The sequence below is a fragment of the Psychromonas arctica genome, assembly GCF_036697365.1.
GTDB lineage: Bacteria > Pseudomonadota > Gammaproteobacteria > Enterobacterales > Psychromonadaceae > Psychromonas > Psychromonas arctica_A.
The window spans coordinates 216816-240791 of sequence record NZ_JBAHZA010000002.1 but is presented as its reverse complement, the minus strand read 5'-3'; the positions used below and the strand labels follow the sequence as shown (position 1 = coordinate 240791).

At 36.5% G+C, this 23976-nt stretch carries 19 protein-coding genes; 8 read left to right on the top strand and 11 right to left on the bottom strand.

Going from position 1 to position 23976, the window contains the following annotated elements; all coding sequences use genetic code 11:
• Positions 1–71: 71 nt before the first annotated feature.
• Complete coding sequence (locus tag V5290_RS03135; RefSeq protein ID WP_333381809.1) at positions 72–596, top strand: M48 family metallopeptidase; 525 nt, start codon at positions 72–74, stop codon at positions 594–596.
• 102 nt (positions 597–698) lie between these two features.
• Here the strand turns inward: V5290_RS03135 and oleD are convergent, their stop codons facing one another.
• From oleD to mnmC, 5 genes are all read right to left on the bottom strand, one after another.
• Positions 699–1778, bottom strand: a complete 1080-nt coding sequence (gene oleD / locus V5290_RS03130; protein ID WP_333381807.1) for a 2-alkyl-3-oxoalkanoate reductase — start codon at positions 1776–1778, stop codon at positions 699–701.
• Between the two features lie 2 nt (positions 1779–1780).
• The gene (oleC, locus tag V5290_RS03125; protein WP_333381805.1) at positions 1781–3478 is read right to left on the bottom strand and encodes an olefin beta-lactone synthetase; all 1698 of its coding nucleotides are present in this window, start codon (positions 3476–3478) and stop codon (positions 1781–1783) included.
• Positions 3479–4360 (bottom strand): alpha/beta fold hydrolase, encoded by an 882-nt coding sequence (locus V5290_RS03120; RefSeq protein ID WP_333381803.1) that lies wholly within the window; start codon positions 4358–4360, stop codon positions 3479–3481.
• Between the two features lies 1 nt (position 4361).
• The gene (locus V5290_RS03115) at positions 4362–5411 is read right to left on the bottom strand and encodes a 3-oxoacyl-ACP synthase III (RefSeq protein ID WP_333381802.1); all 1050 of its coding nucleotides are present in this window, start codon (positions 5409–5411) and stop codon (positions 4362–4364) included.
• Between the two features lie 154 nt (positions 5412–5565).
• A complete protein-coding gene (gene mnmC, locus V5290_RS03110; protein ID WP_333381800.1) occupies positions 5566–7569 on the bottom strand; it encodes a bifunctional tRNA (5-methylaminomethyl-2-thiouridine)(34)-methyltransferase MnmD/FAD-dependent 5-carboxymethylaminomethyl-2-thiouridine(34) oxidoreductase MnmC in 2004 nt (667 codons plus the stop codon).
• Positions 7570–7684: 115 nt separating this feature from the next.
• Here mnmC and fabB point away from each other — a divergent pair, with 115 nt between their 5' ends.
• The 7 genes from fabB to V5290_RS03075 all read left to right on the top strand — a co-directional run bounded on the left by fabB (position 7685) and on the right by V5290_RS03075 (position 17192).
• Positions 7685–8899: a beta-ketoacyl-ACP synthase I gene (gene fabB / locus V5290_RS03105; RefSeq protein ID WP_333381798.1), complete on the top strand. Its 1215-nt coding sequence runs from the start codon at positions 7685–7687 to the stop codon at positions 8897–8899.
• A gap of 90 nt (positions 8900–8989) precedes the next feature.
• Positions 8990–10129, top strand: coding sequence for a 4-phosphoerythronate dehydrogenase (locus tag V5290_RS03100; protein WP_333381796.1), 1140 nt, complete (start codon positions 8990–8992; stop codon positions 10127–10129).
• Between the two features lie 9 nt (positions 10130–10138).
• Positions 10139–11152: an aspartate-semialdehyde dehydrogenase gene (locus V5290_RS03095; RefSeq protein WP_333381794.1), complete on the top strand. Its 1014-nt coding sequence runs from the start codon at positions 10139–10141 to the stop codon at positions 11150–11152.
• Positions 11153–11284: 132 nt separating this feature from the next.
• Positions 11285–13909, top strand: coding sequence for a FimV/HubP family polar landmark protein (locus V5290_RS03090; protein WP_333381792.1), 2625 nt, complete (start codon positions 11285–11287; stop codon positions 13907–13909).
• A gap of 81 nt (positions 13910–13990) precedes the next feature.
• A complete protein-coding gene (gene nagZ, locus V5290_RS03085) occupies positions 13991–15007 on the top strand; it encodes a beta-N-acetylhexosaminidase (protein WP_333381788.1) in 1017 nt (338 codons plus the stop codon).
• A 101-nt stretch (positions 15008–15108) separates the two neighbouring features.
• Positions 15109–15648 (top strand): alpha/beta hydrolase YcfP, encoded by a 540-nt coding sequence (ycfP, locus tag V5290_RS03080; protein WP_333381785.1) that lies wholly within the window; start codon positions 15109–15111, stop codon positions 15646–15648.
• A gap of 257 nt (positions 15649–15905) precedes the next feature.
• Positions 15906–17192, top strand: coding sequence for an NAD(P)/FAD-dependent oxidoreductase (locus tag V5290_RS03075; protein WP_333381783.1), 1287 nt, complete (start codon positions 15906–15908; stop codon positions 17190–17192).
• Between the two features lie 96 nt (positions 17193–17288).
• On the opposite strand, the gene V5290_RS03070 is transcribed toward V5290_RS03075, so the two are convergent.
• From V5290_RS03070 to V5290_RS03045, 6 genes are all read right to left on the bottom strand, one after another.
• Positions 17289–17744 carry a DUF2919 domain-containing protein gene (locus tag V5290_RS03070; RefSeq protein ID WP_333381779.1) on the bottom strand — a complete coding sequence of 152 codons (456 nt, stop codon included), beginning with the start codon at positions 17742–17744 and terminating at the stop codon, positions 17289–17291.
• A gap of 336 nt (positions 17745–18080) precedes the next feature.
• Positions 18081–19946 carry a signal peptide peptidase SppA gene (gene sppA, locus V5290_RS03065; RefSeq protein WP_333381777.1) on the bottom strand — a complete coding sequence of 622 codons (1866 nt, stop codon included), beginning with the start codon at positions 19944–19946 and terminating at the stop codon, positions 18081–18083.
• Positions 19947–20212: 266 nt separating this feature from the next.
• Positions 20213–20752: a bifunctional 3-hydroxydecanoyl-ACP dehydratase/trans-2-decenoyl-ACP isomerase gene (gene fabA / locus V5290_RS03060; protein ID WP_333381774.1), complete on the bottom strand. Its 540-nt coding sequence runs from the start codon at positions 20750–20752 to the stop codon at positions 20213–20215.
• Between the two features lie 142 nt (positions 20753–20894).
• The gene (locus tag V5290_RS03055) at positions 20895–22589 is read right to left on the bottom strand and encodes an AAA family ATPase (RefSeq protein WP_333381771.1); all 1695 of its coding nucleotides are present in this window, start codon (positions 22587–22589) and stop codon (positions 20895–20897) included.
• A 75-nt stretch (positions 22590–22664) separates the two neighbouring features.
• Positions 22665–23054, bottom strand: a complete 390-nt coding sequence (locus V5290_RS03050; protein ID WP_333381768.1) for a hypothetical protein — start codon at positions 23052–23054, stop codon at positions 22665–22667.
• Between the two features lie 112 nt (positions 23055–23166).
• Positions 23167–23946 (bottom strand): DNA repair ATPase, encoded by a 780-nt coding sequence (locus V5290_RS03045; RefSeq protein WP_333381765.1) that lies wholly within the window; start codon positions 23944–23946, stop codon positions 23167–23169.
• Positions 23947–23976: the final 30 nt, after the last annotated feature.

Sequence of the window (23976 nt, the reverse complement as noted above, 5' to 3'; positions counted from 1 at the left end):
TCAAAGGAACAATTTAAACCTTTAATTCATCTAGGTTATAATCCTAACACTTTTTAATTCAAGAATTTATTATGTCCAAATCACAACAAAACAATAACCAACTTAAGTACCTGTCAGCTTATTCACCGCAAGTACAAAGTCAGATCCAAACCTTATTGGATCAAGATAAGTTAGGGGCATTTTTATTGAAAAAGTACCCTAAACAACATGCTATTAATAACGATAAGTTGTTACGCGATTATGTTATGGACATTAAAAATCGCTATCTACGTAAGTCATCACCATTGAGTAAAATCACATACGATAAGAAGATTCACGTGGTGAATAATGCGCTTGGTTTGCATACCTTTGTGTCACGAGTGCAGGGAAGTAAGTTAAAGAGTAAAAATGAAATTCGCATTAGTGAGATGTTTAAAGTTGCACCTCAACCTTTTCTAGAAATGATTGTGGTACATGAGTTGGCGCATATACGTGAAAAAAATCACGACAAAGCTTTTTATCAACTTTGTGAGCATATGTTGCCTGACTATCATCAGTTAGAATTTGAGATGCGTTTGTACTTAACGCAGTTGGAGTTTAAAGGCGAGATTTATTAATTTAGTAGATGCAAGATATTAGGTGCTAGGTTCAAGATGCGAGCTGCAAAGTACTAGGTGCTAGTTGTAAGATACAAGGCAAAAGATGCTAGATACTAGTGGTTAGCTATCGTTTTTTGTTTGTAGGGCGTGTTTTAAGTGCTTCATGCCTTGATCCATTGAGACTAAGGCTTGGTAATTAAAGTCTTGTTTTGCGGCGTTTAGGTTAAAGTAATGGCTGGTGGATAGTTGTTTGGCGACAAATCGGGTCATGATTGGCTCTTCCTGTTTACCTGTTTTTAAATACCACCATTCCAAAATAGTACCTACAAAATAAGCGAGGCCACTCGGTACACGCGCGGTTACTTTTTTTAAATCAGCAACTGCTAAGATTTTATTGAGCATATCAGCCATTAGGATAGGTTGATCATTGCTGATGAAGTAGGCTTTCCCTGCACATGCGGAGTTGTCTTCATTGAGTGTGACTGCTGCCATTAGATGAGCATAAACGGCATTATCAATGTAAGTGGTATCTACTAATTTGTCTTTTTTCCCAACTAGTTTGAGTTTACCTGCTGTTGCACGTTCAATAACACGTGGTACTAAGTGTGGATCTCCTGGTCCCCAAATTAGGTGCGGGCGAAGTGCTACGGTTTTTAATGCTGTGCCATTAGCCTCTAACACTTTCTGCTCAGCGACGGCTTTTGAAAGTCCGTAAAAATTTAAAAATTGCTTCGCATAAGGTTGTGATTCATCAATATAGTCTTCATCTTCACCTGCAAAGGTTACACTCGGTGTGCTGGTGTAAATAAACTTATTAATATTGTGGTGGTGACATGCTGCAATAATGTTCTCTGTACCTATGACGTTAGGTTTGAAATAACTGTCTTTATCTCCCCAAACGCCGGCTTTAGAGGCCACATGAAATACCATATCGCAACCTTGCATGGCATCGAACACTGCTTGTTTATCTTGAAGGTCCCCCTTAATCAGCGTTACCCCTAATTCATTGAGGTGAGGGTAGTCACCACGCGCGAACCCAATGACGTTGATATCTGCAGCACGTAAAAAACGGCATAAAGCAGTGCCTAAAAAGCCTCCTGCACCTGTAACGAATACACAATTAACTTGTGATGCTAGTTGTTTAAGGACAGTTTGCTGCTCAATTAATAGGTCTGAAAAATTTAAGTCTGGTGTTTGCATGTTTAACTCTGTTGTTGTGCCCAAACGGCTAATTTTTCACGAAATATTTTAGCATTGTGGCGAATATCCATAGGGAACTTCTTATGAATATAAAATAGATTAATGCCTTGAGTATGGCTGTGTTTGTCAGCTAACTCTTGTAATTCAAAGAATAAACGCGTGTTATCTAATCTATTTTCTTTATTCATTTCGATGCAGATGGCAGGTGTTGATTTACCGTTACGTTGAACGGTTACTAATGCACTGCGTTTGATGCTGTTATGAGTATTGAATATACGCTCACAAGGAATCGAATAATAAGTTTTGTTTGCTTGGAGGTGGTTAGCGTCAACACGATGCGCTTTTCGACCACACATCCAGAGTTTCCCTTGGTCATCAATATAACCTAGGTCACCCATACGATGCCTGATAGCATCACCATCTTTAATTTTAGCTAACTCAGTAGCACTTTCACGACGATAATAAGCGGCACTGACTTGTGGACCTTTTACTACTATTTCACCAATCTCAAAAATGGGTAAAGTTAACTCGCTATACCACTCTGGAATAACTGCTTCATCTATCTTGATAATCTTGATTTCAACATTATCGATGGTGTAGCCAACACAAATACCGCCACCTTGTTCGGTAATTTGTGTGGTTTTTAGCATCTGCGTACTGCCAATTTTGCTGATAGGCAATGACTCTGTCGCGCCATAGGAGTTAACAATTTCAGCTTTGCCAGTTAGCATTTCACTAAAACGATTGATTGCTTCTAATGAGGCTGGTGCGCCTGCTGATATGACGCGTTTTAAGCTGGGCAAACTATGTTGTTTACTTTGACCTGCTTGGCCTAATACTTCCAATAATGCGGGATTCGCAAATAGGTTAGTACATTGGTATTTTTCGATAGCAGCAAAGATGAAATCCGGGTTGGCTTTAATTGGCTGGCTAGCGTCCATATCAGGGACAATGGAAGCCATGCCTAATGCTGGACCAAACAATGAGAATAGGGGAAAGGTAGCTAAATCCATTTCACCAGGTTTTATTTGATAGTCATGTTTTAATACTTTGATTTGTGCTTCAAACATTCTATGCGTATACACAACACCCTTGGGAGTGCCTGTACTGCCACTTGTAAATAAGATTGCCGCTAGTTTGTCTAATAGTGGTTCTTGCATTTTGAACCGTGAAGTACGTGGATATTTTTTTAATAAACTCGTGAGTTGTTTGCCACCAGCAAGTGCAGGGCCGCCAACATTAATCACATGTTTAATCGTTTGCTTACCCCAAGCAAATAACAAACGTGCTAGTTGTGCTTTTGGAATGCCGATGAAGGCTTCTGGTTGCGACTCTTCAAAGCATTGTTTTAAATTTTTAATGCCCATACCTGGATCAACTAAAATGGGCACAATACCAGCTTTGAATAATGCAAAGGTTAAGTTAAAAAAAGCAATACTTGGGGTTACCATCAACACCGCTTTTGTTCCTGGTTTAAGACCAAATTCGCTTAATGCAAAAGCAATATCGTCGCTTTGTTGGTGTAGGGTTTTAAAGTCTATTTCTTGATAGATTAGGCCGTTTCGTGTTTTTTGTTGCACACTGACTGCCAATTTATTTGGGATTTTTTGCGATGCTGTGACTAAGTGGCGACATAAGTTTCCTTTTGTCGCACTAGTTTGTTTTTTAATACTTCGTTTAGAAGGTTTGCTATTGACCATTTATGGGTTAGTAGCCATAAATTTTTGTACAATATTAATCACTTCGTTACTCGCATCTTCGAGTATGTAGTGACCGCAATCAGCAAATTCATGAACATCTGCATGTGGCATTTTTTGCTTCCAAATTTCTAAAAAGTGTTTATCAAATACAAAATCTTGTAGGCCCCAGCAAATGACTGTCGGTACTTTTTGAAACTGTTGTAAGCTATGGTCGATGCTTTCAACCAATTTATAGTTACGGTCAGTTTTTACTAATGGAATATCCTGCACAAAACGCAATGTGGAAATTCGGTTTTTCCAAGAGTTAAACGGAGCAACATACGCTTCACGAATGGTTTTCGACATTGGTTTACGTTTAACACCCACATAAGAGGCGATAGAAGAGAAGGCGTTTAAGCCACGCACTAATGCGGTACCTAAATAGGTATTACGACAAATCCACAATGGCACTGGGAATTTCTTTGTATTCGGTAGATTAAAGGCTGCAGTGTTTAATACTACTAAACGTTTAATTCGCTCCGGATAGCGGGCTGCATAGCCCATTCCTATCATACCGCCCCAGTCGTGAACGACTAAGGTGATGTTTTGTTTAATATCAAGATGATCCAATAAAGACTCTAGATCATTGATGCGTTGATTCAGAGTGTAGTCATAATCTTTGTCTGATGGTTTATCAGATAAACCACAGCCAATATGGTCAGGGACAATACATTGATATTGGTGACTTAGTTCTGTTACTAAATTACGGTAGTAGAAAGACCAACTAGGATTGCCGTGTACCATCACAACAGGTTCACCTTTACCTTCGTTTAGGTAGTGGTATTGTTGCCCATTAAGTTTTAAAAAATTACGTCTAAAAGGGAATAAACTATCAAAATTCATCTTACCACTCCAATCCAAGCATCATGCAGTTTAATCCACTGCCTATTCCTAAAAAGCTGACATTGTCGCCTTTTTGTAAAAATCCATTTTCATCGGCTAATGCTGCTGTCACAGGGAGTGATACAGTGCCCATGTTGCCCAAATATTGATAAGTCGGGTACTCTTTTTCAGATGGGATGTTTAGTGCTGTTAGTACTTGTTTTTGGTTTGCTGAGCCCACTTGGTGACAGATAACTTTATCAACGCTGTCTACTGACCATTGTTGTTGAGTTAAGAAGTCTTTCCAAGTATCTAATGCTAATGCAACACCTTCTTTAAGTAGCGGTACTGCATTAGTACGCATGAATTCACGATGTAATTTTAGGCCTACTTCTTGTAGCCCCCATTTACATAAATCATGATGCTCTGGTGCAGATAGGTGGCTTGCACCGAGTAATTTATGTTGGCGTTGATTTTTTAAAGGCAGGCTGCCATCTGTAAGTAATACAGCAATTGCGCCAGAACCACCGGTTAATGTTGCCAGTGATTGTGAAAAATTTTGAATGCTTTGGTCTGATAACATGTTGTCGATAGTGATATCAACAATGTGGCGAGCAGATTCACAAGAGACGACTAAGCCTGCTTTGATTTGACCAAGTTCGATACGGTTAGCAATATCCAATATGCCTGATAGTACACCTAAACAAGCATTACTAATATCATAGATAGCCGTGCTTTTATTAACGCCTAATTCAGCAGCTATGCGACAAGCTGTTGCAGGTTCATGTTGGTCGCGACATACGCCTGTATAAACAACTGCACCAATATCATCAACATTAACGCCTGTTTCATCTAATGATTTTTTAGCGGCTTCGATTGCTCCATCAGAGAGGCGGTGATCTTTTGGCCACCATCTTCTTTGTTCGATACCCGTTAATGCAGCAAGTTGACCTGTTGGAATGCGCAATTTTTGATACAAAGGTGCAAGTCTAGATTCTAATTCTGAACTTGAAACCACTTCAGGGGCTAATTCATAAGCCATACTATTGATATAAACGCGGGAATATTTCATTAAGCTGTAATTTTTCTCTTTAATTTTTTAAAAAGGACTTTTTAAATCAACCCTCAAACCGGAGCGCTAGATTACCGTAATTTATCCGGTTAACAAAGTCCAATAGAGGTTGTGTTTCTAATAACCGGTATTTTTTTGCAAATGCGTTTACTTTTTATTCTTTTAAGGGCTTGTTTTTCGATATATAACTTAGCCATTGTCGAGGTATCTGCATCTTTTTATAGATTGAACTAGCAATAGGTAAGCTTTCATTATTTATTTTGCTCGCTAGAATTTCTGCTAAGAGAGGTCCACTACATAATCCTCTTGAGCCTAATCCAGTTATTAAATAGGCATTAGATAACATTGGTAACTTTGAGTTAGTTTTTATGCCTGCCTGATAGTCCTGTTTTAGTTGTTCATAATCTGTTAACTCACCTAAATAAGGAAAATGATCACGCGTTGTTGTACGCGTTGCAATATGTGCTTGGTCATTAATAACGATAGTGTCTACCCAAGGTTGATCTGAAATGCACTTTTTAAGTTTTTGATGATTTTCTTGTTGTTCGATTTCACGGTATTCAATACTGTCGTCATGACGCTTAAAGGTTGCACCCATACAGTGTTGACCTTGCATTGTAGGTGTTAAATAACCTTCATGGCATAAGGTTAATTTCAACGAGGCTAAATTATCGTTACTTGGCACATGACTCACTTGTCCTCTTGCTGCTGATAAAGGCACTGCTCTGCATTGGTTAAACTTAAGTGTCTCCATACCTGCGGCGATCACTATGCATTGATGTTTTAATGTCGTTGCTTGGTGCTGTTTTGAAGCATTAGTTGTCAATATCCAATCATTTAATCCGTCATTTGATTGCCCAACACTGTCGATATGATGATCACAAAGTATTTGCACATTAGGTAATGCTTTTAATATTTTGCTTAGTGAGTTAATTAATTCCCTTGGGCTTAGCCAACCAGCACCTGGGTAATATAAACTTTGATGGCCAATTGGTAAGCCTGCTAGTGTGTTTGTTTGATTTTCAGTTAACCATTTAACTAATGAATGCGGTAGTTGTGCTTTATTGATATTTTCTAATTTACGATGTGAGGTCTGATCATAAGCAAGCTGTAGCAATCCATTAAACTGGTGAGAAAAGGGCACTTGTTGATTAACTTGTTTATAAAAATTTAAAGCATATTGATAGGCATTGGCAAATAATTGGCTAAGTTCATCATGTTGTTGATTAAGTAACGGGTAAAGGGCTCCTTGCAGGTTACCAGAAGCGCCTATACCTAGTTGTTCATCTGCACAATAGACAGTGACTTTATTGCGGCGCTTTGCAAGAGATAAAGCTGTACATAGCCCTGCAATTCCGCCGCCTATAATTGCTACATCTGTTTTTTCAACTTGTTTCTGCTGAACTGCTTCGTGCTGGGCAATACCTACTAACATTTCACGCTTTTTACCATATCCTTTTCGTTTAGACATGCTAAAGCCTGCTTCGATTAAAGCGCGACGGACAAATCCCGCAGCAGTAAAAGTTGCTAATGTAGCTGCTGGTTTACTTAAGCTAAACATTTTCTGGAACAAAGCTTGATGCCACATCTCTGGGTTTTTATGCGGGTTAAATCCATCTAGGTACCAAGCATCAACAATACCTGTTAAGTGACCAGTTAAATTGTCTATTTGCTGGTTAATATCACCAAACCATAAATCTAATATTATTTCACCTTGATTAAAAGTGAGGCGATGACATCCAACCAAAGGTAAAGGATATTGTTGGATTAATTGCGATGATAAATCAGAAAACTGTGTGAATTTATCGAGAGTCGTTTGGATTGCCTCTAACTCTAAAGGGTAGAGTTCAAAGCTAATAAAGTGCAAACGTTTTAGTTGAGTAGTTGGATTTTTTGCTTGAAATTCTTCGAATTTTAATGCGCTAGTAAGGAAGTTAAGTCCTGAGCCAAATCCAGTTTCTGCAATACAAAATTGTTCAGAATTAGAGGTTTGCCATCTGTTGGCTAGATCATTCCCTGAAAAAAACACATATTCGGATTCATCTGCACCATGGTCATTATTGAAGTAAATATCATCAAATTGTGTAGAAAATGGCTCAGACTGATCTGACCAGTCAAGTTGTGCATGGTTAATTATATTGTTTTTGTCTTGAGACAAGTTATATTCCTTGTATATTAGATCATAATTTATAACAGTCAGGTTGATTTAGGATAAATCACACTTCACACTTGATGATCATATAATTAGTCCCTCAAGCAATAAAGGCTTAATAATGAAAAGAGCAGTAATTACAGGTATTGGCATTGTTTCTAGTATTGGTAACAATAAAGATGAAGTTTTAGCATCACTTAAAAGTGGCCAGTCGGGTATCACATTCTCTGAGCAATTCAAAGAAATTGGTATGCGCAGCCAAGTTTGGGGTGATTTAAAAATCAATCCTTCAGAGCACATTGACCGTAAAGTAATGCGTTTCATGGGTGATGCAGCAGCATACACTTATCTTTCAATGCAGGAAGCTATTGAAGATGCGAAACTACCTGAAGAGATGGTTTCTAATATTCGTACTGGCTTAGTCGCTGGTTCTGGCGGTGGTTCTTCAAAAAACCAAGTTGACGCATGCCAAATCATGAAAGACAAAGGCGTTCGCCGTGTTGGTCCTTACATGGTTCCTCGTACGATGGCGAGCACAACTTCTGCATGTGTAGCAACACCTTTTAAAATTAAAGGCATCAATTACTCAATGAGTTCTGCTTGTGCAACAAGTTCACATTGTATTGGTCACGCTTTAGAGCAAATTCAACTAGGTAAACAAGACATCGTTTTCGCTGGTGGTGGTGAAGAACTAGACTGGACAATGGCCTGTGAATTTGACGCAATGGGTGCATTATCAAGCAAATATAACGAAACACCTGATAAAGCGTCTCGTACTTATGATCAAAACCGCGATGGTTTTGTTATCTCTGGTGGCGGCGGTATGGTTGTTGTTGAAGAGCTAGAGCATGCACTTGCTCGTGGCGCTAAAATTTATGCTGAAATCGTAGGTTACGGTGCAACTTCAGATGGTTACGATATGGTTGCTCCATCAGGCGAAGGCGCTGTACGTTGTATGCAACAAGCGCTATCAACAGTTGAAGGTAAAGTAGATTACCTAAATACACACGGTACTTCTACACCTGTTGGTGATGTCAAAGAGCTAGAAGCAATTAATATCGTATTCGGTGACGATGCGCCAAAAATTAGTGCGACTAAATCACAAACTGGTCACGCACTTGGTGCAGCTGGTGTTCATGAAGCTATCTACAGCATGTTAATGATGGAAAATGATTTTATCTCTGCTTCTTGTAATATTGAAGAAGTTGACGAAAAAGCGGTTAATTTACCTATCGTTAAAAACAAACCTGAGGCTGCAAAACTAAACACAGTTATGTCTAACAGCTTTGGTTTTGGTGGAACAAATGCAACATTGGTATTTAAACGTTACGAATAAGCGTTAATAACTGATGTTAAAAAGGAGCCTTGGCTCCTTTTTTTGGTTCTGCAATAATATTTAATGAAATTGGGGATAAACGAAAATAAGATGAAAATTTATATCGACGAAAATATGCCACATGGCGAATCGTTTTTTGAATCATTTGGTGAAGTCATTACCTTCTCTGGTCGTGATGTTACTGCCGAGCAAGTTCAAGATGCAGATATATTATTAGTACGTTCTATTACCAAAGTTAACCAATCCCTACTAGCATTAAACTCAAATATCCAATTTGTTGGTACTGCGACCATAGGTACTGACCATATTGATATCGAATATCTTGAGTCTAGAAATATTACATTCAGTAGTGCGCCAGGTTGCAATAAGATTTCAGTTGCTGATTACGTGTTAAGTGCGCTATTAGTGGTTGTTGAACAGAGGCAGCTAACACTATTAAACCAAACTGTTGCCATTGTAGGGGCAGGTAATACGGGTACTGCAGTTTATGATTGCTTAACCGCGATAGGCGTTAACTGTTTGTTATACGATCCACCATTGCAGAAAGCGGGTGATCCTCGTTCGTTTTGCCGCTTTGAAGAAGTACTGGCTGCTGATGTCATTTCATTGCATGTGCCAAAAACCATGGTAGGACCCTATAAAACTCTCCACTTATTTAATCAGTCTGTGCTTGAAAAATTAAATCCACAGCAAATTTTAATTAACGCGTGTCGTGGTGAAGTGATCGATAATAAAGCTTTATTAGGTTTAGCAATAGAAAAGAAAGTTCCCACACTAGTGCTGGATGTATGGGAAAATGAACCCGATATTGATAAGCAATTATTGCCTTATGTTACGCTAGCAACTCCCCATATCGCAGGGTACAGTTTAGACAGCAGAGCACGCGGTACTGAAATGTTGTACATTGCACTTTGTGAAAAATTACAGATACCCGTGAAGTTAAAAAGTACAGACTTCACTGAACAGTCAAATATTAGCGATATCACCTTAAGTGGTGATTTAACACCAGAATTATTAAAATCATTAGTACATTTGATATATGATGTACGCAGAGATGATGCTTTATTTAGGAAAAAAGTAAATGAAGTGAACGGTTTTGATAATATGCGTAAAAATTATCCAGAAAGACGAGAATTGTCTACTTTAACGGTGTTAACACCAAATAAGCGGCAAGTTTCGCCACAAATGATCGATTTAAAGAAAATTGGTTTTACTGTTAAAAATAAATAAAAGGTCAACATGAACAAAGAATACAATATTGCGTTAATCGGCGAGATTGATGGTTGCATCGAAACAACGTTAGAAGTGTTATTAAAACGTGATTTCGCAATTAATAATATTTTCCCAATCAGTAGCAGCGAGAGTGAAACTACTTCTGTTATGTATTCAGGTAAACCTGTTGACGTTGTTGAGTTAGAAACATTCGACTGGCAACAAGTAGATATTGCGTTATTCCTATCGGATAGAGAAGTTGCACAAGCTTGGATACCTGTAGCAAAAGAACATTGTGTGGTTATCGATATCAGTGGCTATTATTTAGAATCTCCTGAAGTACCTCTAGTACAAGTTGGCGTAAATGACGAAGATATTGCTCGTTACAGTGATGCAAATATTATTGCAATTCCAAGCCCTGAAACTGCCCAATTAACACTTGCTATTAAGCAAATTCATCAAGAAGTAGGTATTAAGCGTGTCACCGTGGCAGGTTATCAATCAGCTTCTGCGATCGGTAAAGAAGGTGTGTCGGCATTAGCTGGAGAAACGGCACGTTTATTGAATGCTAAAAGTATTGAGCAACACAAGTTTAAACAGCAAATTGCATTTAATGTTGTACCGCAAATTGATGAATTTAACGAAGATGGCATCGATTTTTCAGAACTGCGTTTAGCAGCTGAAACTCGTCGCTTATTAAATGATCCTGAAATGGTAGTGTCAACAACACAGGTCGTTGTCCCTATGTTTTATGGTTGTTCGCAAGCGGTTCACATCGTGACGCATTATCCTGTAGAACTTGAGGAAGTTGCTAACGCACTTCATCATAGTGATAACATTGTGTTAGCAGGTTCAGTTACTGAATATTCAAACATGATTGATGATGTTGTAGGTAATGTTGAAGTGCACGTCGGTCGTTTGCGTAAAGATACTTGTGATGCTGCTGGAATTAATATGTGGGTATCTGCTGATAATGTACATTACGGTATTGCAACTAACGCAGTATTGGTAATGGAAAAATTGGCCTATACCTATTTATAGTAAGATAATTTAGGTATTACAGTGGGCTAGATCTCAATTCTAGCCCGCACGTTTGTTTTAAAAGATCTGCTATTGCTTGTCCTGGTTTATTATAATTAATATTATTTTGCAATTCCCTTACAAGGATCGTTTATGAATCGCATGTTTCTCGCTGTTGTTTCTTGTCTACCATTATTATTGACTGCTCATAATGTACAGAGTGTTGAATTAGTTGGTCCTAATGAAGAACCTCAAAGCATTCAGTCATTAAATTCAGTGGCGTCTTCAAACTCAACATCTTCTAGCTCTGTTTCTAGATATGGTCCGGTATCGGTTAATGAAACATTATGGTCTATTTCAAACAAACTACGCCCTAATACTGATGTCAGTGTATATCAAACATTAGTTGCTATTTATAAAGCTAATCCGACAGCTTTCCGTAATGGTGACATTAATAGAATAATTGTAGCTTCAGTAATTGATGTACCGAGTTTATCTTTTATTTCACAGCAAACTAACGCTGAAGCTTTTCGTTTATTAAGAATAACCAATAATCCAGCACCAACAAAGGCTCCGACTCAAACATCACCTGCAGTAATTGAAAAACAGGAGGCGCCAGCTGAAGTCACTCAAACAGCAGAACCAGAGCAGACAAAAAGTACAAAAGAAGCAGTGCAGGTAAATAATGAGCAATTACAAAAATTAGAAGCAGAATACGCGCTGCTTAATGAACAATTAATTGCCGCTACTGAATCTAATCAACGCTTAAAACTTAAGTTACAGCCATTAAGTGATCAAATACATACATTGTCAGAACAAGTTGAGCAGGATATTAATGTTCAAATTGAACTTCAGGCGTTAATTGATCAATATAAAGCCGAAATTGATGCGTTTGAGGAGCCTCCATTTAGTGGCCCTGGTTTATTAAACAATATTCTTAGTTCTATTACAGGATCTGCCTCTACGTTACTGCTGACAATTTTAAGTCCATTATTACTTTTAACAGCATTGTTTCTTTTAATATTACGCATTAAATCAAAGCGTGAGTTAGCATTAAAAGAACAGGAGCTTGCTGAATCAACCTCGATTATGGATGAAGAAGAGAACGAGTTTGATTCTTTGTTCGCTGCAGAGATTGGTACTGAAGAAGTTTTAACTGAAGATGAGCTCTCTGACGCAGAGGAAGAAGATGCGCTTACCATTATCGAAGAAGAATTATCAAATAACAATGTATTACCTGAGACTTCTGGATTAGAAGCAGATTTAATAGAAGGAGAAGATGATTCTTCAAATAATGACGCTATTGACATGGATGCGTTGCTTAACGACGAAGGTGAAATTACTGAGTTATCAGAATCTGATTTGACATTAGACGAAGACATTTCACAAAATGACTTAGATTTAGCCGCTCAATGGGAATCTGAATTAGCAGAATTAGAAGATAAAGGCGAAGATCAAGTTGACCTTGATGAATTCCAATTTGATACACAAGAAGATGCACCTTTAGAGCCAATACAATTAGATGATGTTGAAACTGAGTCAGTTGAACAAGATCTTAGTATCGAAGAAGATAGTACTCCAGAAGCAATTCCTGAAGTAGAAGAGATATTAGAGGAAAGCTCTACAGATGCTGTTTCTGAAAGCGAGGAAGTGGCTACAGAATCTACTGATATTGATGACATTCTATCAGCAGAACAATCGGAGATAGAAAATGATGTCTCACCAGAAGCTATTCCTGAAGTAGAAGAGCTATTAGAGGAAAGCTCCGAAGAAGCCGTTTCTGAAAGTGAAAAAGTGGCTACAAAATCTACTGATATTGATGACATTCTATCAGCAGAACAATCGGAGATAGAAAATGATGTCTCACTAGAAGCTATTCCTGAAGTAGAAGAGATATTAGAGGAAAGCTCTGAAGAAGCCGTTTCTGAAAACGAGGAGATGGGTACAGAATCTGCTGATATTGATGATATTAATGATATTCAATCAGCAGAAAATATGCATATAGAAGAAGATAACGCACCAGAAGCTATTCCTGAAGTAGAAGAGTTGTTAGAGGACAACTCTGTAGAGGCCGTTTCTGAAAGTGAGGAAATGGGTACAGAATCTGCTGATATTGATGATATTCTATCAGCAGAAAATACGCATATAGAAGAAGATAGCGCACCAGAAGCTATTCCTGAAGTAGAAGAATTATTGGAGGAAAGCTCTGTAGCAGCCGTTTCTGAAAGCGAGGAGATGGGCACAGAATCAACTGATATTGACGATATTCTATCAACAGAACATTCGGACATGGAAGAAGATGATGTTTCAGTACCTGAGTCAGCTGAGGATATCGAAAATCCATTAACGCCTGAATCAGATCAAGAAAAAGAAGTATCTAAAGACGAGGATGAATTTGATTTCAATGACCCAGATTCGTTAGCTAAACAATTAAGTAATAATGCCTTTAATGAAGAGACTGAATTACCTAAGTTTGACAAGACAGATGATAAAGGATTTATTGATATCGATGCCTTGTTAGCAAATGAAGAAGGCCTAGACGTAGGTGAAGAAGAGTTTGACTTAGACTTTGGTTTGGACGAATTCCCTGATGTAGTTGAGTCATTTGCTGAGTTCGATACCGATGCCGATGGCGTAGCTGCACAATTAGATTTAGCTAGAGCATATTTAGAGATCGATGAAAAAGAAGGGGCAAAAACCATATTAACTCAGTTAATGGAAACTGCGCCTGAAGATAAACTAAAAGAAGTTAAAAAATTATACGATAGAATTAGTTAATCACTTATTGAAATAATATCTAGTTATTTTACATGTTTTACCGAAGCCAGCATTGCTGGCTTTTTAAATTGGAAAAGATTTATGCGCCCGATAATTTTGGATGTTGCTGGATATCAGTTAACGGCCACTGAACAAGAATACTTAGCTCATCCATTAGTTGCTGGAGTTATTTTATTCACTCGTAACTTTGATAATGTTGTACAACTAAAAGAATTGGTACAACAAATTAGATTCTATGCTAAACAACCTATTTTAATTGGCGTCGATCACGAAGGTGGAAGGGTTCAACGTTTTCATCAAGATTTTACAACGTTACCAGCTTGTGGTGATTTATTGTGTAAAGCAGATTCATTTGAGGAAACTTTATCACTTGCTAAGGCCAGTGCGTTTGTAATGGCAAGTGAATTAATTGCATGCGATATCGACTTAAGTTTTGCCCCCGTATTAGACATCAATGGTATTTCAGATGTTATTAAAGAGCGTGCATTTAGTGATGATAAGCACCAAGTCATAAAAATTGCCACTGCTTATACAGAAGGTATGAAACAAGCGGGTATGGCAAGTACTGGCAAACACTTCCCAGGACATGGTAGCGTTAAGGCTGATTCTCATATTGCATTACCTGTTGACTCTCGTCCTAAAGATACAATCTTCAGTGAGGATATGCTGCCTTTTATAGGCTTGATCAATGCGAATAAATTAGATGCCATTATGCCATCACATGTCGTTTATTCTGAGTGTGATAGTTTACCTTGCGGCTTTTCAGATTATTGGTTACAAACAGTTTTAAAATCTCAATTAGGTTTTAAAGGAGCGATAATCAGTGATGATATTTCTATGCATGGTGCTAGCTTTGTTGGCAATCATCTATCACGTGCCGAAGGTGCATTGAAAGCGGGCTGTGATTTCATTTTAGCGTGTAATGATGCGCCGGCAGCAATGACTATTTTAGACGGTTTATCAGTTGCTACTAGAGATAGCGTATCTTTAATTAATCGTTTAGCTGCTGATAAAAGTAAATTAGTAGAGCCTCTAATCGATAATAACTTGTGGAAACAGTCTAAACAGATACTTGAACAGTTTAATGCCAAAATTTAAAGTTATGTCTTAAATGATATTGATAAGTTAGGGTAGTTAATAAAAATAAATAAGTCGAAAGTGACCTGTTTGTGCAGTAATAAATATAAAGGCGGATAAAAATGATCATCTATTTACATGGGTTTGACGCGACGAGCCCTGGTAATCATGAAAAAGTGATGCAATTAAAATCGATTGATCCTGATGTTCGGTTCGTACACTACAGTACCATCCACCCTAAACAAGATATGGCACATATCCTTAAAGAAGTTAATCTACATATTAATGATACTGAAGATACCGCTCCATTGATTTGTGGGGTAGGCTTAGGCGGTTATTGGAGTGAACGTATTGGCTTTTTAGCCGGTATTAAACAAGTTATTTTTAACCCTAACTTGCATCCAGAAGATAATATGGTCGGCCGTATTGAATGGCCTGAAGAATATTTTGATATTGATACAAAGTGTGTTGATGATTTTAGACGTGAAAATGCAGCAAATTGTATTTGTATACTGTCTACTGTCGATGATGTTTTGGATAGCGAAGTGAGTAACCACGAGTTAGCAAATTATTACCCAATCATTTTTGATCAAACTCAAGGGCATAAATTTAAAGATATCACTTCACACCTACAAACGATAAAAAAATTCAAAGCAGAATAGTGTTATCTGTTTGTTAAATCGATCAAATTTATGTTTACAAAAATAGCTAATTTGATCGAATTCTCCTATATTTAATCAGTTAAATCCCAACAATCTTACTTCATTCACATTCAAAGATAAAAAAAGGTGACTTGAAGCCCATTTTTTTATAACCTTTGATTTCTAAAAATACAACCTAGATCAATTTTTTTATAAAGATGATATTTGACACCTTGTTAAGCATCCTTTTTGTAAAAAATTTAATTTATGAGGATGTTATGAAAAAAATTGTAATCGTTGGTGGTGGCGCAGGTGGTTTAGAATTAGCTACTAAGTTGGGTAATAAGCTTGGCCGCAAACAAAAAGCACACATCACTTTAGTTGATAAAAATAGTACTCATTTATGGAAGCCGTTACTCCATGAAGTAGCTGCAGGATCGTTAGATGATGGTATTGATGCAGTGAGTTATCGTGCTCATGCAACTAATCATGCTTTTCACTTCAAATTAGGTGCAATGCGCACTTTAGATCGTGTTAATAAAACGATCACCATTGATCCTTTGTATGATGCAGAAGGGTGTATGATTTTACCGGAAAGTCACCTACATTATGACATCCTAGTTATGGCGCTCGGTAGTGTTAGTAATGACTTTAATACTAAAGGTGTCGGTGAACATTGTATTTTCTTAGATAGTCCGCAACAAGCGAAAAAATTCCATCACCGTATGTTGAATAAATATTTACAACTTGGTGTTAAAGAAACAAATTCAGTTAATGTTTCGATTATCGGTGCTGGTGCAACTGGAGTTGAGTTATCTGCTGAGTTATATAACTCTCTTAAACAGGTTTCTAGTTATGGTTTCTCACATATTAAAAGTGCAGATTTACGTGTTAGTTTAATTGAAGCAGGTGATAGTATTTTACCTGCATTACCAAAACGTATTTCAGCGTCTGCACATCAAGAGCTAGTTAAACTAGGTGTGGATGTTCGTACTAACACAATGGTAACTGAAGCAAATGAAGAAGGCTTGTTAACTAAATCTGGAGAGTTAATAAAAGCTGATTTAATTGTTTGGGCTGCCGGAATTAAAGCCCCAGACTATTTAAAAGAGTTAGCTGGGTTAGAAACTAATCGAATTAATCAGCTGATTGTTAAACCTACATTGCAAACAACCCTTGATGATGACATTTATGCGATTGGTGATTGTGCGAGTTGTGCATTACCTGATGGTGGTTTTGTTCCTCCCCGCGCACAATCAGCTCATCAAATGGCGACACAAGTAGGTAAAAATATTATTGCTACTTTGAATGGTAAAGAATTAACTGATTACAAATATACTGACTATGGTTCATTAGTCTCATTAAGTAACTACAGCACTGTTGGTAGTTTAATGGGTAACTTGATGAAAGGTTCCATGATGATTGAAGGGCGCTTAGCGAAGGTTGTTTATGTCTCTTTGTATCGTATGCATCAGGTTGCATTACACGGTTACATTCGCACTGGATTAATGACTGTTGTTGAAAAAATTAACCGCGTATTACGTCCGAGATTAAAACTTCACTAATCAAGTTATTCGAGTTAACGAATAAATAAAATGCCTCACTTGTTGAGGCATTTTTTTGTCTAAATTTTATGTCTTAATTTTTTATCTTAATAAAGTTTAGTTTTTAAAACTGTCTTTCAAATGTTTACTTTTAAAAGCATAGATACAAGCCCAGCTTACCACGACTAATTGAATCGATGCTGACAGTGAATATTGAAAATGTTCTAGATTTAGATAATAGAGTTGTAAAACAAGATCTGCTAATAAACTGACTACGATCAAATAATAACAAATAGGCCAACTTTTAATTGCCCATGGCTTTTGTGCATGGCGACGTCCTGATATTAAAAATACAATGATTGGTAGCAATCCGATAATCAAGCCTGTGTAAAAATGTATTTTTTCAGGATAAAAAAGCATCAATAATTTATCGCCGGTTTGTTGTGATGCCAGCGAAATAATTAATAACATCCAAGTACGTGATAGAAACAAAAGAAGATAAAGAAAAATAGGAGGGGATTTCAAATCGCCTGCTTCAGTATAATGCTGAAGCGCATATAAACGTGTTTTCATTGATGTGCTCGTTTTAAAATTAACTTTAATTTATTGGGTATTATATCAATTACACTGACTAACTGTTCTACTTTACATGTGAAAATATTTATTTCTTCGTTGTCATCTTCGTAAAAATAACTATTTAAGCCCCACGTACTTTTAACAAAGTTAATCGGGAGAAGCCTTAAATTAAGCCTTGAACTCAGTCATTTTTCCGGCGTAAAATTTAGATCACTTATTTAATGTCATTGGTATCAGAAATAAAAATGCCATTTCACGTTCACCATATCAATAAATTAATAATGGCAATCGCTCAATGGCATAATGAATAGAGTGGTTAACTATTAATATTTTTTATTCAACATAGCATTGAGTACAATATACAAACCGACTTTGTGGATCATTAATTCTCGATATAAAGTTACTTTGTTTTTCGATGGTTTGGAAAATACTGACTAAGGATGGCTGTGCAATAACTCCACTTGGTAAAAACTGAACTGCTTTTGTAAACAACTGATTAATTAGAACCTGCTTAGAAGATAATCTTGGCTCAATAGATATCACATCAAAATCTTTAATTTGCGCTAATTCAGCTGCCTTATTTACAGCAGAATGTAGATTACCTAATTCGTCAACTAGCCCATTATTTAAGCCATCTACACCTGTCCATACACGACCTTGAGCTACGTTATCAACTTCTTCGATAGACATACTGCGACCTTCAGCAACGACTTGTAAGAAGTTGGCGTAACCATTTTCTATCCCCATTTGAAATATTTCGGCTAACTCTGGTGTTAATGCTTGAGTTACACCAATATTAGATAATGGGTTTGTTGCTACACCGTCTTGTTGTATACCTATTTCATTAAGCGATTTATCTATGGTTGCAAACATACCAAATATACCAATTGAACCAGTAAGTGTGGTTGGAGAAGCAATGATTTCATCTGCAGCAGAAGCGATCCAATAACCACCTGAAGCAGTTACTGCTCCCATTGATACAACAACTTTTTTACCTGCATCTTTGAGTGCTAATACTTGCTGCCTGATATTTTCTGAAGCAAAAGCACTACCGCCAGGAGTATCAAGACGGAGCACTACCGCTTTCACACGAGGATCATCTTTTGCTTGTTTTAATAGACTATTAAAACTTTTATCTGCGATTGAAGTGCCATCACTAACGCCGGATACGATTTCACCTGTGCCATGAATGACAGCAATGTATGAATCTGCACCTGTATATTGGTATAACGAAGGTAAAGTTGCTTGATAAGCACGATAATTAATCATGTTTGGTAAATCATTACTCTTCTGTAACGCGTCTTCAGACAAATTCTTGATGAATTGATCGTGAAAGGCTAATTGATCTACAAGACCCATTGTTAAAGCGTATTGACTAGTATCGCCATTGACTGCTTTTAGGTTTTCTTTTACTTGTTGTAATGTCGGGTTAATTGACTCAGGTGTTAGTTTTGGGTTGTCTTTGCGTTGTGTTAATACACGGTCAATATAGGTTTGCCATAATTGGTTTAACCAGTGTTGATTTGCGGTTTTACTGTGCTCTGACATTTGTGTTTCAGTAAAAGGTTCTACAAATGATTTATAGGTACCTACTTTAAATACATGAGGAGTCACTAATAATTTATCTAATAAGTCTTTAAAATATAACCGATTAACAGCATAGCCTTGTAATAATACAAAACCATTTGGCGGTAAAGTTACTTTGTCAGCATAAGAAGCTAAATAATATTGAGTTTGAGAGTAATTATCTGCGTAAGCATAAACAGGTTTGCCAGCCTCTTTGAAATGATTAATGGCTGTACCAATATCTGTCAGTTGATTTAAGTTTGCTGATTGTAAACCACTTAACTCAAGTACAAGTCCGGTAATTTTAGGATCATCTTCAGCAAATCTGATTGCTTTGATAATTTCTTGTACCTCAAACTCTTGAGGTGCTTCGTTATCTATTCCTGAAAGTTGTTTTGATATTTCTTGAGAAATATTCATAGGGCGTTTCTTTTCAACAATGAAACCATTTAAATCAAGTTGTAGATAAGAGTTATCAGCAACCTCAATTTCCACTTCATCAGTATCATAAGAAGCGGCAATGAATAACACTATCACTATAAAAATAACATTCAGTAACAGTAAGCGTATTGCATTAATAAATTTAAAGCTATTGACCAGTATTGATTTAATAAGTCGAAATAAAAAGGCCATAAAATTTCCTTATCAAAGAGAGGAGATGGTACCAACCACAATAAATAGTTTATCTATGTTTCCTGTTAAAACAGTTTCCTGCTTAGTTGTAAACTTCGTTAAGAGAACAGATATTTACGTCAACTTACGCCTTGAATTGATCTGTTTCTCGAAAGTGGAATTTAGATAACATAGTTAATACGATCGGCATTACAAAATTTAAGCAAAAAAAAAGCACCGATTACAAACATAATCAGTGCTTTCTAGGGAATAATCAATCTTTAAATTTAAAAGCTTGAAGTATCAACAAATAGTCCAACTTTTAGATCTTCTGCTGTGTAGATAACCTTTCCGTCAACTTCTACTACGCCATCAGCAATACCCATTACTAATTTACGCATAATTAAACGTTTCATTGTAATACGGTAAGTTACTTTTTTAGCCGTTGGTAATACTTGGCCTGTAAATTTAACATTACCTACACCTAGTGCTCGTCCTTTACCTGGACCGCCACTCCAACCAAGGAAAAAGCCAACTAATTGCCACATAGCGTCTAAACCAAGGCAGCCAGGCATTACTGGGTCATTAGGGAAATGACATTCAAAGAACCATAATGCTTTATCGATATCTAGTTCAGCGATTAATTCGCCTTTACCATGCTCGCCACCATCTTCTGTAATAGAAATGATACGATCTAACATTAACATGTTGTCTACTGGTAATTGACAGTTGCCTTCACCAAATAGCTCACCTTGACCACATTTAATTAATTCTTCTTTATTGTAAGAGTTTTTACCCAACTCTTTTTGGGATACGATTTTAGTCATAATCACTTTTCTTAAGATAATTGATAAGGTGAGGCATTAAAATGCATATAATTAACACCACGAAATAATGAGCGCCATACTTTATATGAGGCGCTATGAACAATCAAGAATAATAAAAACCTATCATATAGATTTGTATATCCTAATGAAAGATAGAATGTTTTAGCCTAGAAAACAAGCTAGATGAGGATTCTTCCATCTCTTCTTTGTTGGCTAACTCAATTCTGTAATTAATTGTTTTAATAACGTCTTCAAATTGTTTATTTAACACTAATGGAAATGCTTGATGGCAATGTGAAATAGCATGAATTAACATTTTGCCTTGCTCTATTAAAACTAACGTTTGATCATTTAACGTTAAATTAATGATATTCGCTTTAGGCATTACAATTGTAACGGGGTTGCTTATTAAACCTAATTCGAATAAACGAGTTACAGATTCTATTTTTTGGTTTATGCCTCCGATAGGTAACACGTTACCATGTTGATCTAATGAGCCTGTTACAAACACATCCTGTTTAACTGGGAACTTAGCATAACAAGAGCTAACAGCTAACAAAATGGCTAAGGACGCACTATCGCCATCACTTTCTTGATAGGATTGTTCAAATACTAGGTTGCATGAAAATGGAAATGCACTGATATGACTAAAGAAATGATTTAAATAGCCTTGAACGATATGAGTACTCTTAGCGTGAATATTGCCCGCTAATTCAACTTTACGTTCAACATCAATAATTTCACCATCACCAATCATATCACTGGCTGATATTCTAAAGACTTCACCAAACTCACAAGGGTAACCTAAAAGCTCAACCACAGATAGTCCGTTGATTTGACCGACATTTTCACCGCTTAACTGTAAATTAACTTGTCCTTCTAAAATAGATTGTTCGCTATATTTACGCGCCAATGATTTTGCTTCATATATCTCTTTAAAATAATTATTTAAATCATCTTTAGATATTTTATTTTCATCAGAAACTAAATTAGCGTAATTAATTGTTTGTTGAATAAACTCTGGGTCGAACAACAACTGCTGTTGGTGCTGACATTCAATTGACAAAGCTTTAAGTAGTGTATTTAAGGCATCCAGGTCAAGTGGTTCAATAGATAATTTTTGAGTAAGGTGCTGACAGTAATTGGCGATAGTATTGACTGCATCTTGATTGGCAGGTATTTGGCTTGCCAATTCACAGAATAACGATGAAATTTGTGTATATTCAGGGTCAATTTGGATCAGTTCTTCAAGTTGTAGGCGTGTTGCTACTAAAACCAATTTTATGTTGATAGGTTGAGACTTTAAGTCTGGCAAAGTTTGTTTAATTCTTTCACCGTTAACTGCATCACTCGCTATTAGGTACCCACGCTGTAAAACAGATTTAAGCTTAAACCATAAGTTAGGTTCGACTAATAATGGACTTACATTTAATACCAATGCTCCATTATTTAGCTTAGTTAATATACCTTCAGAATAAGAGATTTCATGGCCTGACACAGATAAGCGGCCAAATAAACTTTCTTGGTTGTAACTTAATAAATAATCTGACGGTAGCTCATTGGGTATTGCTTCTTTCAATACTTGTTCAGCATTGAGCCAAAAGCGGCTATTTACCAATAATAAAGACGTTGGTAGCTTAAGATATCTGGATATTATAGCTGTGGCATTAGGAAATAATTGAGAAAATGCGAGTACCTTTGATGGTGAATATAGTTTTATATATTCACTAAAATCATTACCACATTGCAGTACTGATAAAGGGGAGGTCTTCTCAAGTTCATTATGTTTGTTGCTAGAGGCATTATCTAAAGTTACAGGGGAAATATTATCGGTCAAAATCTCAGCTCTAGTTAAGTAAAAAGAAGGCAATTTAGCATATACCTTCCCATAAAGTTAACAATAAATTGTCTTTTATAACTTATAACCCTTAACTTTTTGCTGTTGGTATTTTAATTCACATGCTGTACACCTTTGTTGGGTAGGGCAATCAAATAACTCTTCAGCTGATAACTCAATTTCACAGTCGGAGCAAAGACCGTATAAACCAAGTTCAATTCCCTGCAGTGCTGCATCTATACTCTTAATTTGCATTTTATAAATGTTTAATGAATGACTCTCACTATGTATCAAACTATCTATTAATAAATCAGCATTCATTTCATCAACTTTATCGACAAGCTCATTAAGGTAAGGTTTAGATGAAACCGCTAAGCGTGTTTTAACTTTTTCTTTCACCTGTGAGAATTCAGCAAGTAAATGCATTTTTAATTGTTCTTGTTGTTGTAAAGTAATCGGTTGCATAACAGGTGCCTCATTATTAACGATGATATTTAATAATAATGAGGAGGGGATTAAAGTTATTGATTTGTATCAATAATAAAAGGCTTTTTCAAAATTACGTAATGGCAGTTTTTTACCATTTTTGTTTATCAGCAAATAATCTCTCCAGATCCTTTTTCTTGGTGTCTTCTTTTTTAGTTTGCTGTTGACTGTCTAATGCATCATTTTGTTCATTAGTTAAATATGAAGATACTTCAGTTTTTAAATTTTCTAATAAGGTTTGTTTATTTTCTAATACATTATCTTTATTTGGAATGTTATTTAAGATTTTAAGAATTTTATCGGTCATTTGTCGTGCTGTATTATATTGCTTTTGTTTTTTTGCTTCATTAATTCGTTTAATGCTAATTTCGATATTAATTTTCAGTTGAGTGATTTCTAACTGTTGATTTTCCAACACGAATAGGTCTGTATTGATCTTTTGCTTTGCATGTTCAGATCGAAGTACTGCACGTAATTTCTTAGTCGCTTGTACTAATGCTAAAGCATCTTTATCATTGGCTGGAACCTGTAAGCTACTTGGTGATGGAGCTACATAATTTTCTTTAATTTGTTTGATCTGTGCTTCTGTATCTGCAAAATGCTCTTTGTAGCTGGCTGTACTTGGCGATATGTTGATCATGACATATAACGCATTACGTATTCTATTTTTTAGAATTAATAATAATGCCTTACTGAATGGAATTTTAGTTGAATACAACAATAATTCATCAACTTCGGTAATGGTTGCATGTTGTTTGGATACAGAGATTCGACGCTCTGTTTCCGCTTTGTGTTTGTATTGCTGAATGATGTTATAACCAATCATCACAATCAATAACAAACCGACTAAAGATATAATTAATGGATACAAGTTGTATGCTCTTTTATGTGATTAAAGTAA

What these genes read in the sequence shown, in the direction of transcription:
- fabA (WP_333381774.1), bottom strand. Translation starts at nt 20,752, where the DNA reads ATGACTAAAATCGTATCCCAAAAAGAGTTGGGTAAAAACTCTTACAAT.
- oleC (WP_333381805.1), bottom strand. Translation starts at nt 3,478, where the DNA reads ATGGTCAATAGCAAACCTTCTAAACGAAGTATTAAAAAACAAACTAGT.
- oleD (WP_333381807.1), bottom strand. Translation starts at nt 1,778, where the DNA reads ATGCAAACACCAGACTTAAATTTTTCAGACCTATTAATTGAGCAGCAA.
- nagZ (WP_333381788.1), top strand. Translation starts at nt 13,991, where the DNA reads ATGCGCCCGATAATTTTGGATGTTGCTGGATATCAGTTAACGGCCACT.
- V5290_RS03095 (WP_333381794.1), top strand. Translation starts at nt 10,139, where the DNA reads ATGAACAAAGAATACAATATTGCGTTAATCGGCGAGATTGATGGTTGC.
- fabB (WP_333381798.1), top strand. Translation starts at nt 7,685, where the DNA reads ATGAAAAGAGCAGTAATTACAGGTATTGGCATTGTTTCTAGTATTGGT.
- ycfP (WP_333381785.1), top strand. Translation starts at nt 15,109, where the DNA reads ATGATCATCTATTTACATGGGTTTGACGCGACGAGCCCTGGTAATCAT.
- sppA (WP_333381777.1), bottom strand. Translation starts at nt 19,946, where the DNA reads ATGGCCTTTTTATTTCGACTTATTAAATCAATACTGGTCAATAGCTTT.
- V5290_RS03075 (WP_333381783.1), top strand. Translation starts at nt 15,906, where the DNA reads ATGAAAAAAATTGTAATCGTTGGTGGTGGCGCAGGTGGTTTAGAATTA.
- V5290_RS03115 (WP_333381802.1), bottom strand. Translation starts at nt 5,411, where the DNA reads ATGAAATATTCCCGCGTTTATATCAATAGTATGGCTTATGAATTAGCC.
- V5290_RS03090 (WP_333381792.1), top strand. Translation starts at nt 11,285, where the DNA reads ATGAATCGCATGTTTCTCGCTGTTGTTTCTTGTCTACCATTATTATTG.
- V5290_RS03050 (WP_333381768.1), bottom strand. Translation starts at nt 23,054, where the DNA reads ATGCAACCGATTACTTTACAACAACAAGAACAATTAAAAATGCATTTA.
- V5290_RS03070 (WP_333381779.1), bottom strand. Translation starts at nt 17,744, where the DNA reads ATGAAAACACGTTTATATGCGCTTCAGCATTATACTGAAGCAGGCGAT.
- V5290_RS03120 (WP_333381803.1), bottom strand. Translation starts at nt 4,360, where the DNA reads ATGAATTTTGATAGTTTATTCCCTTTTAGACGTAATTTTTTAAAACTT.
- V5290_RS03135 (WP_333381809.1), top strand. Translation starts at nt 72, where the DNA reads ATGTCCAAATCACAACAAAACAATAACCAACTTAAGTACCTGTCAGCT.
- V5290_RS03100 (WP_333381796.1), top strand. Translation starts at nt 8,990, where the DNA reads ATGAAAATTTATATCGACGAAAATATGCCACATGGCGAATCGTTTTTT.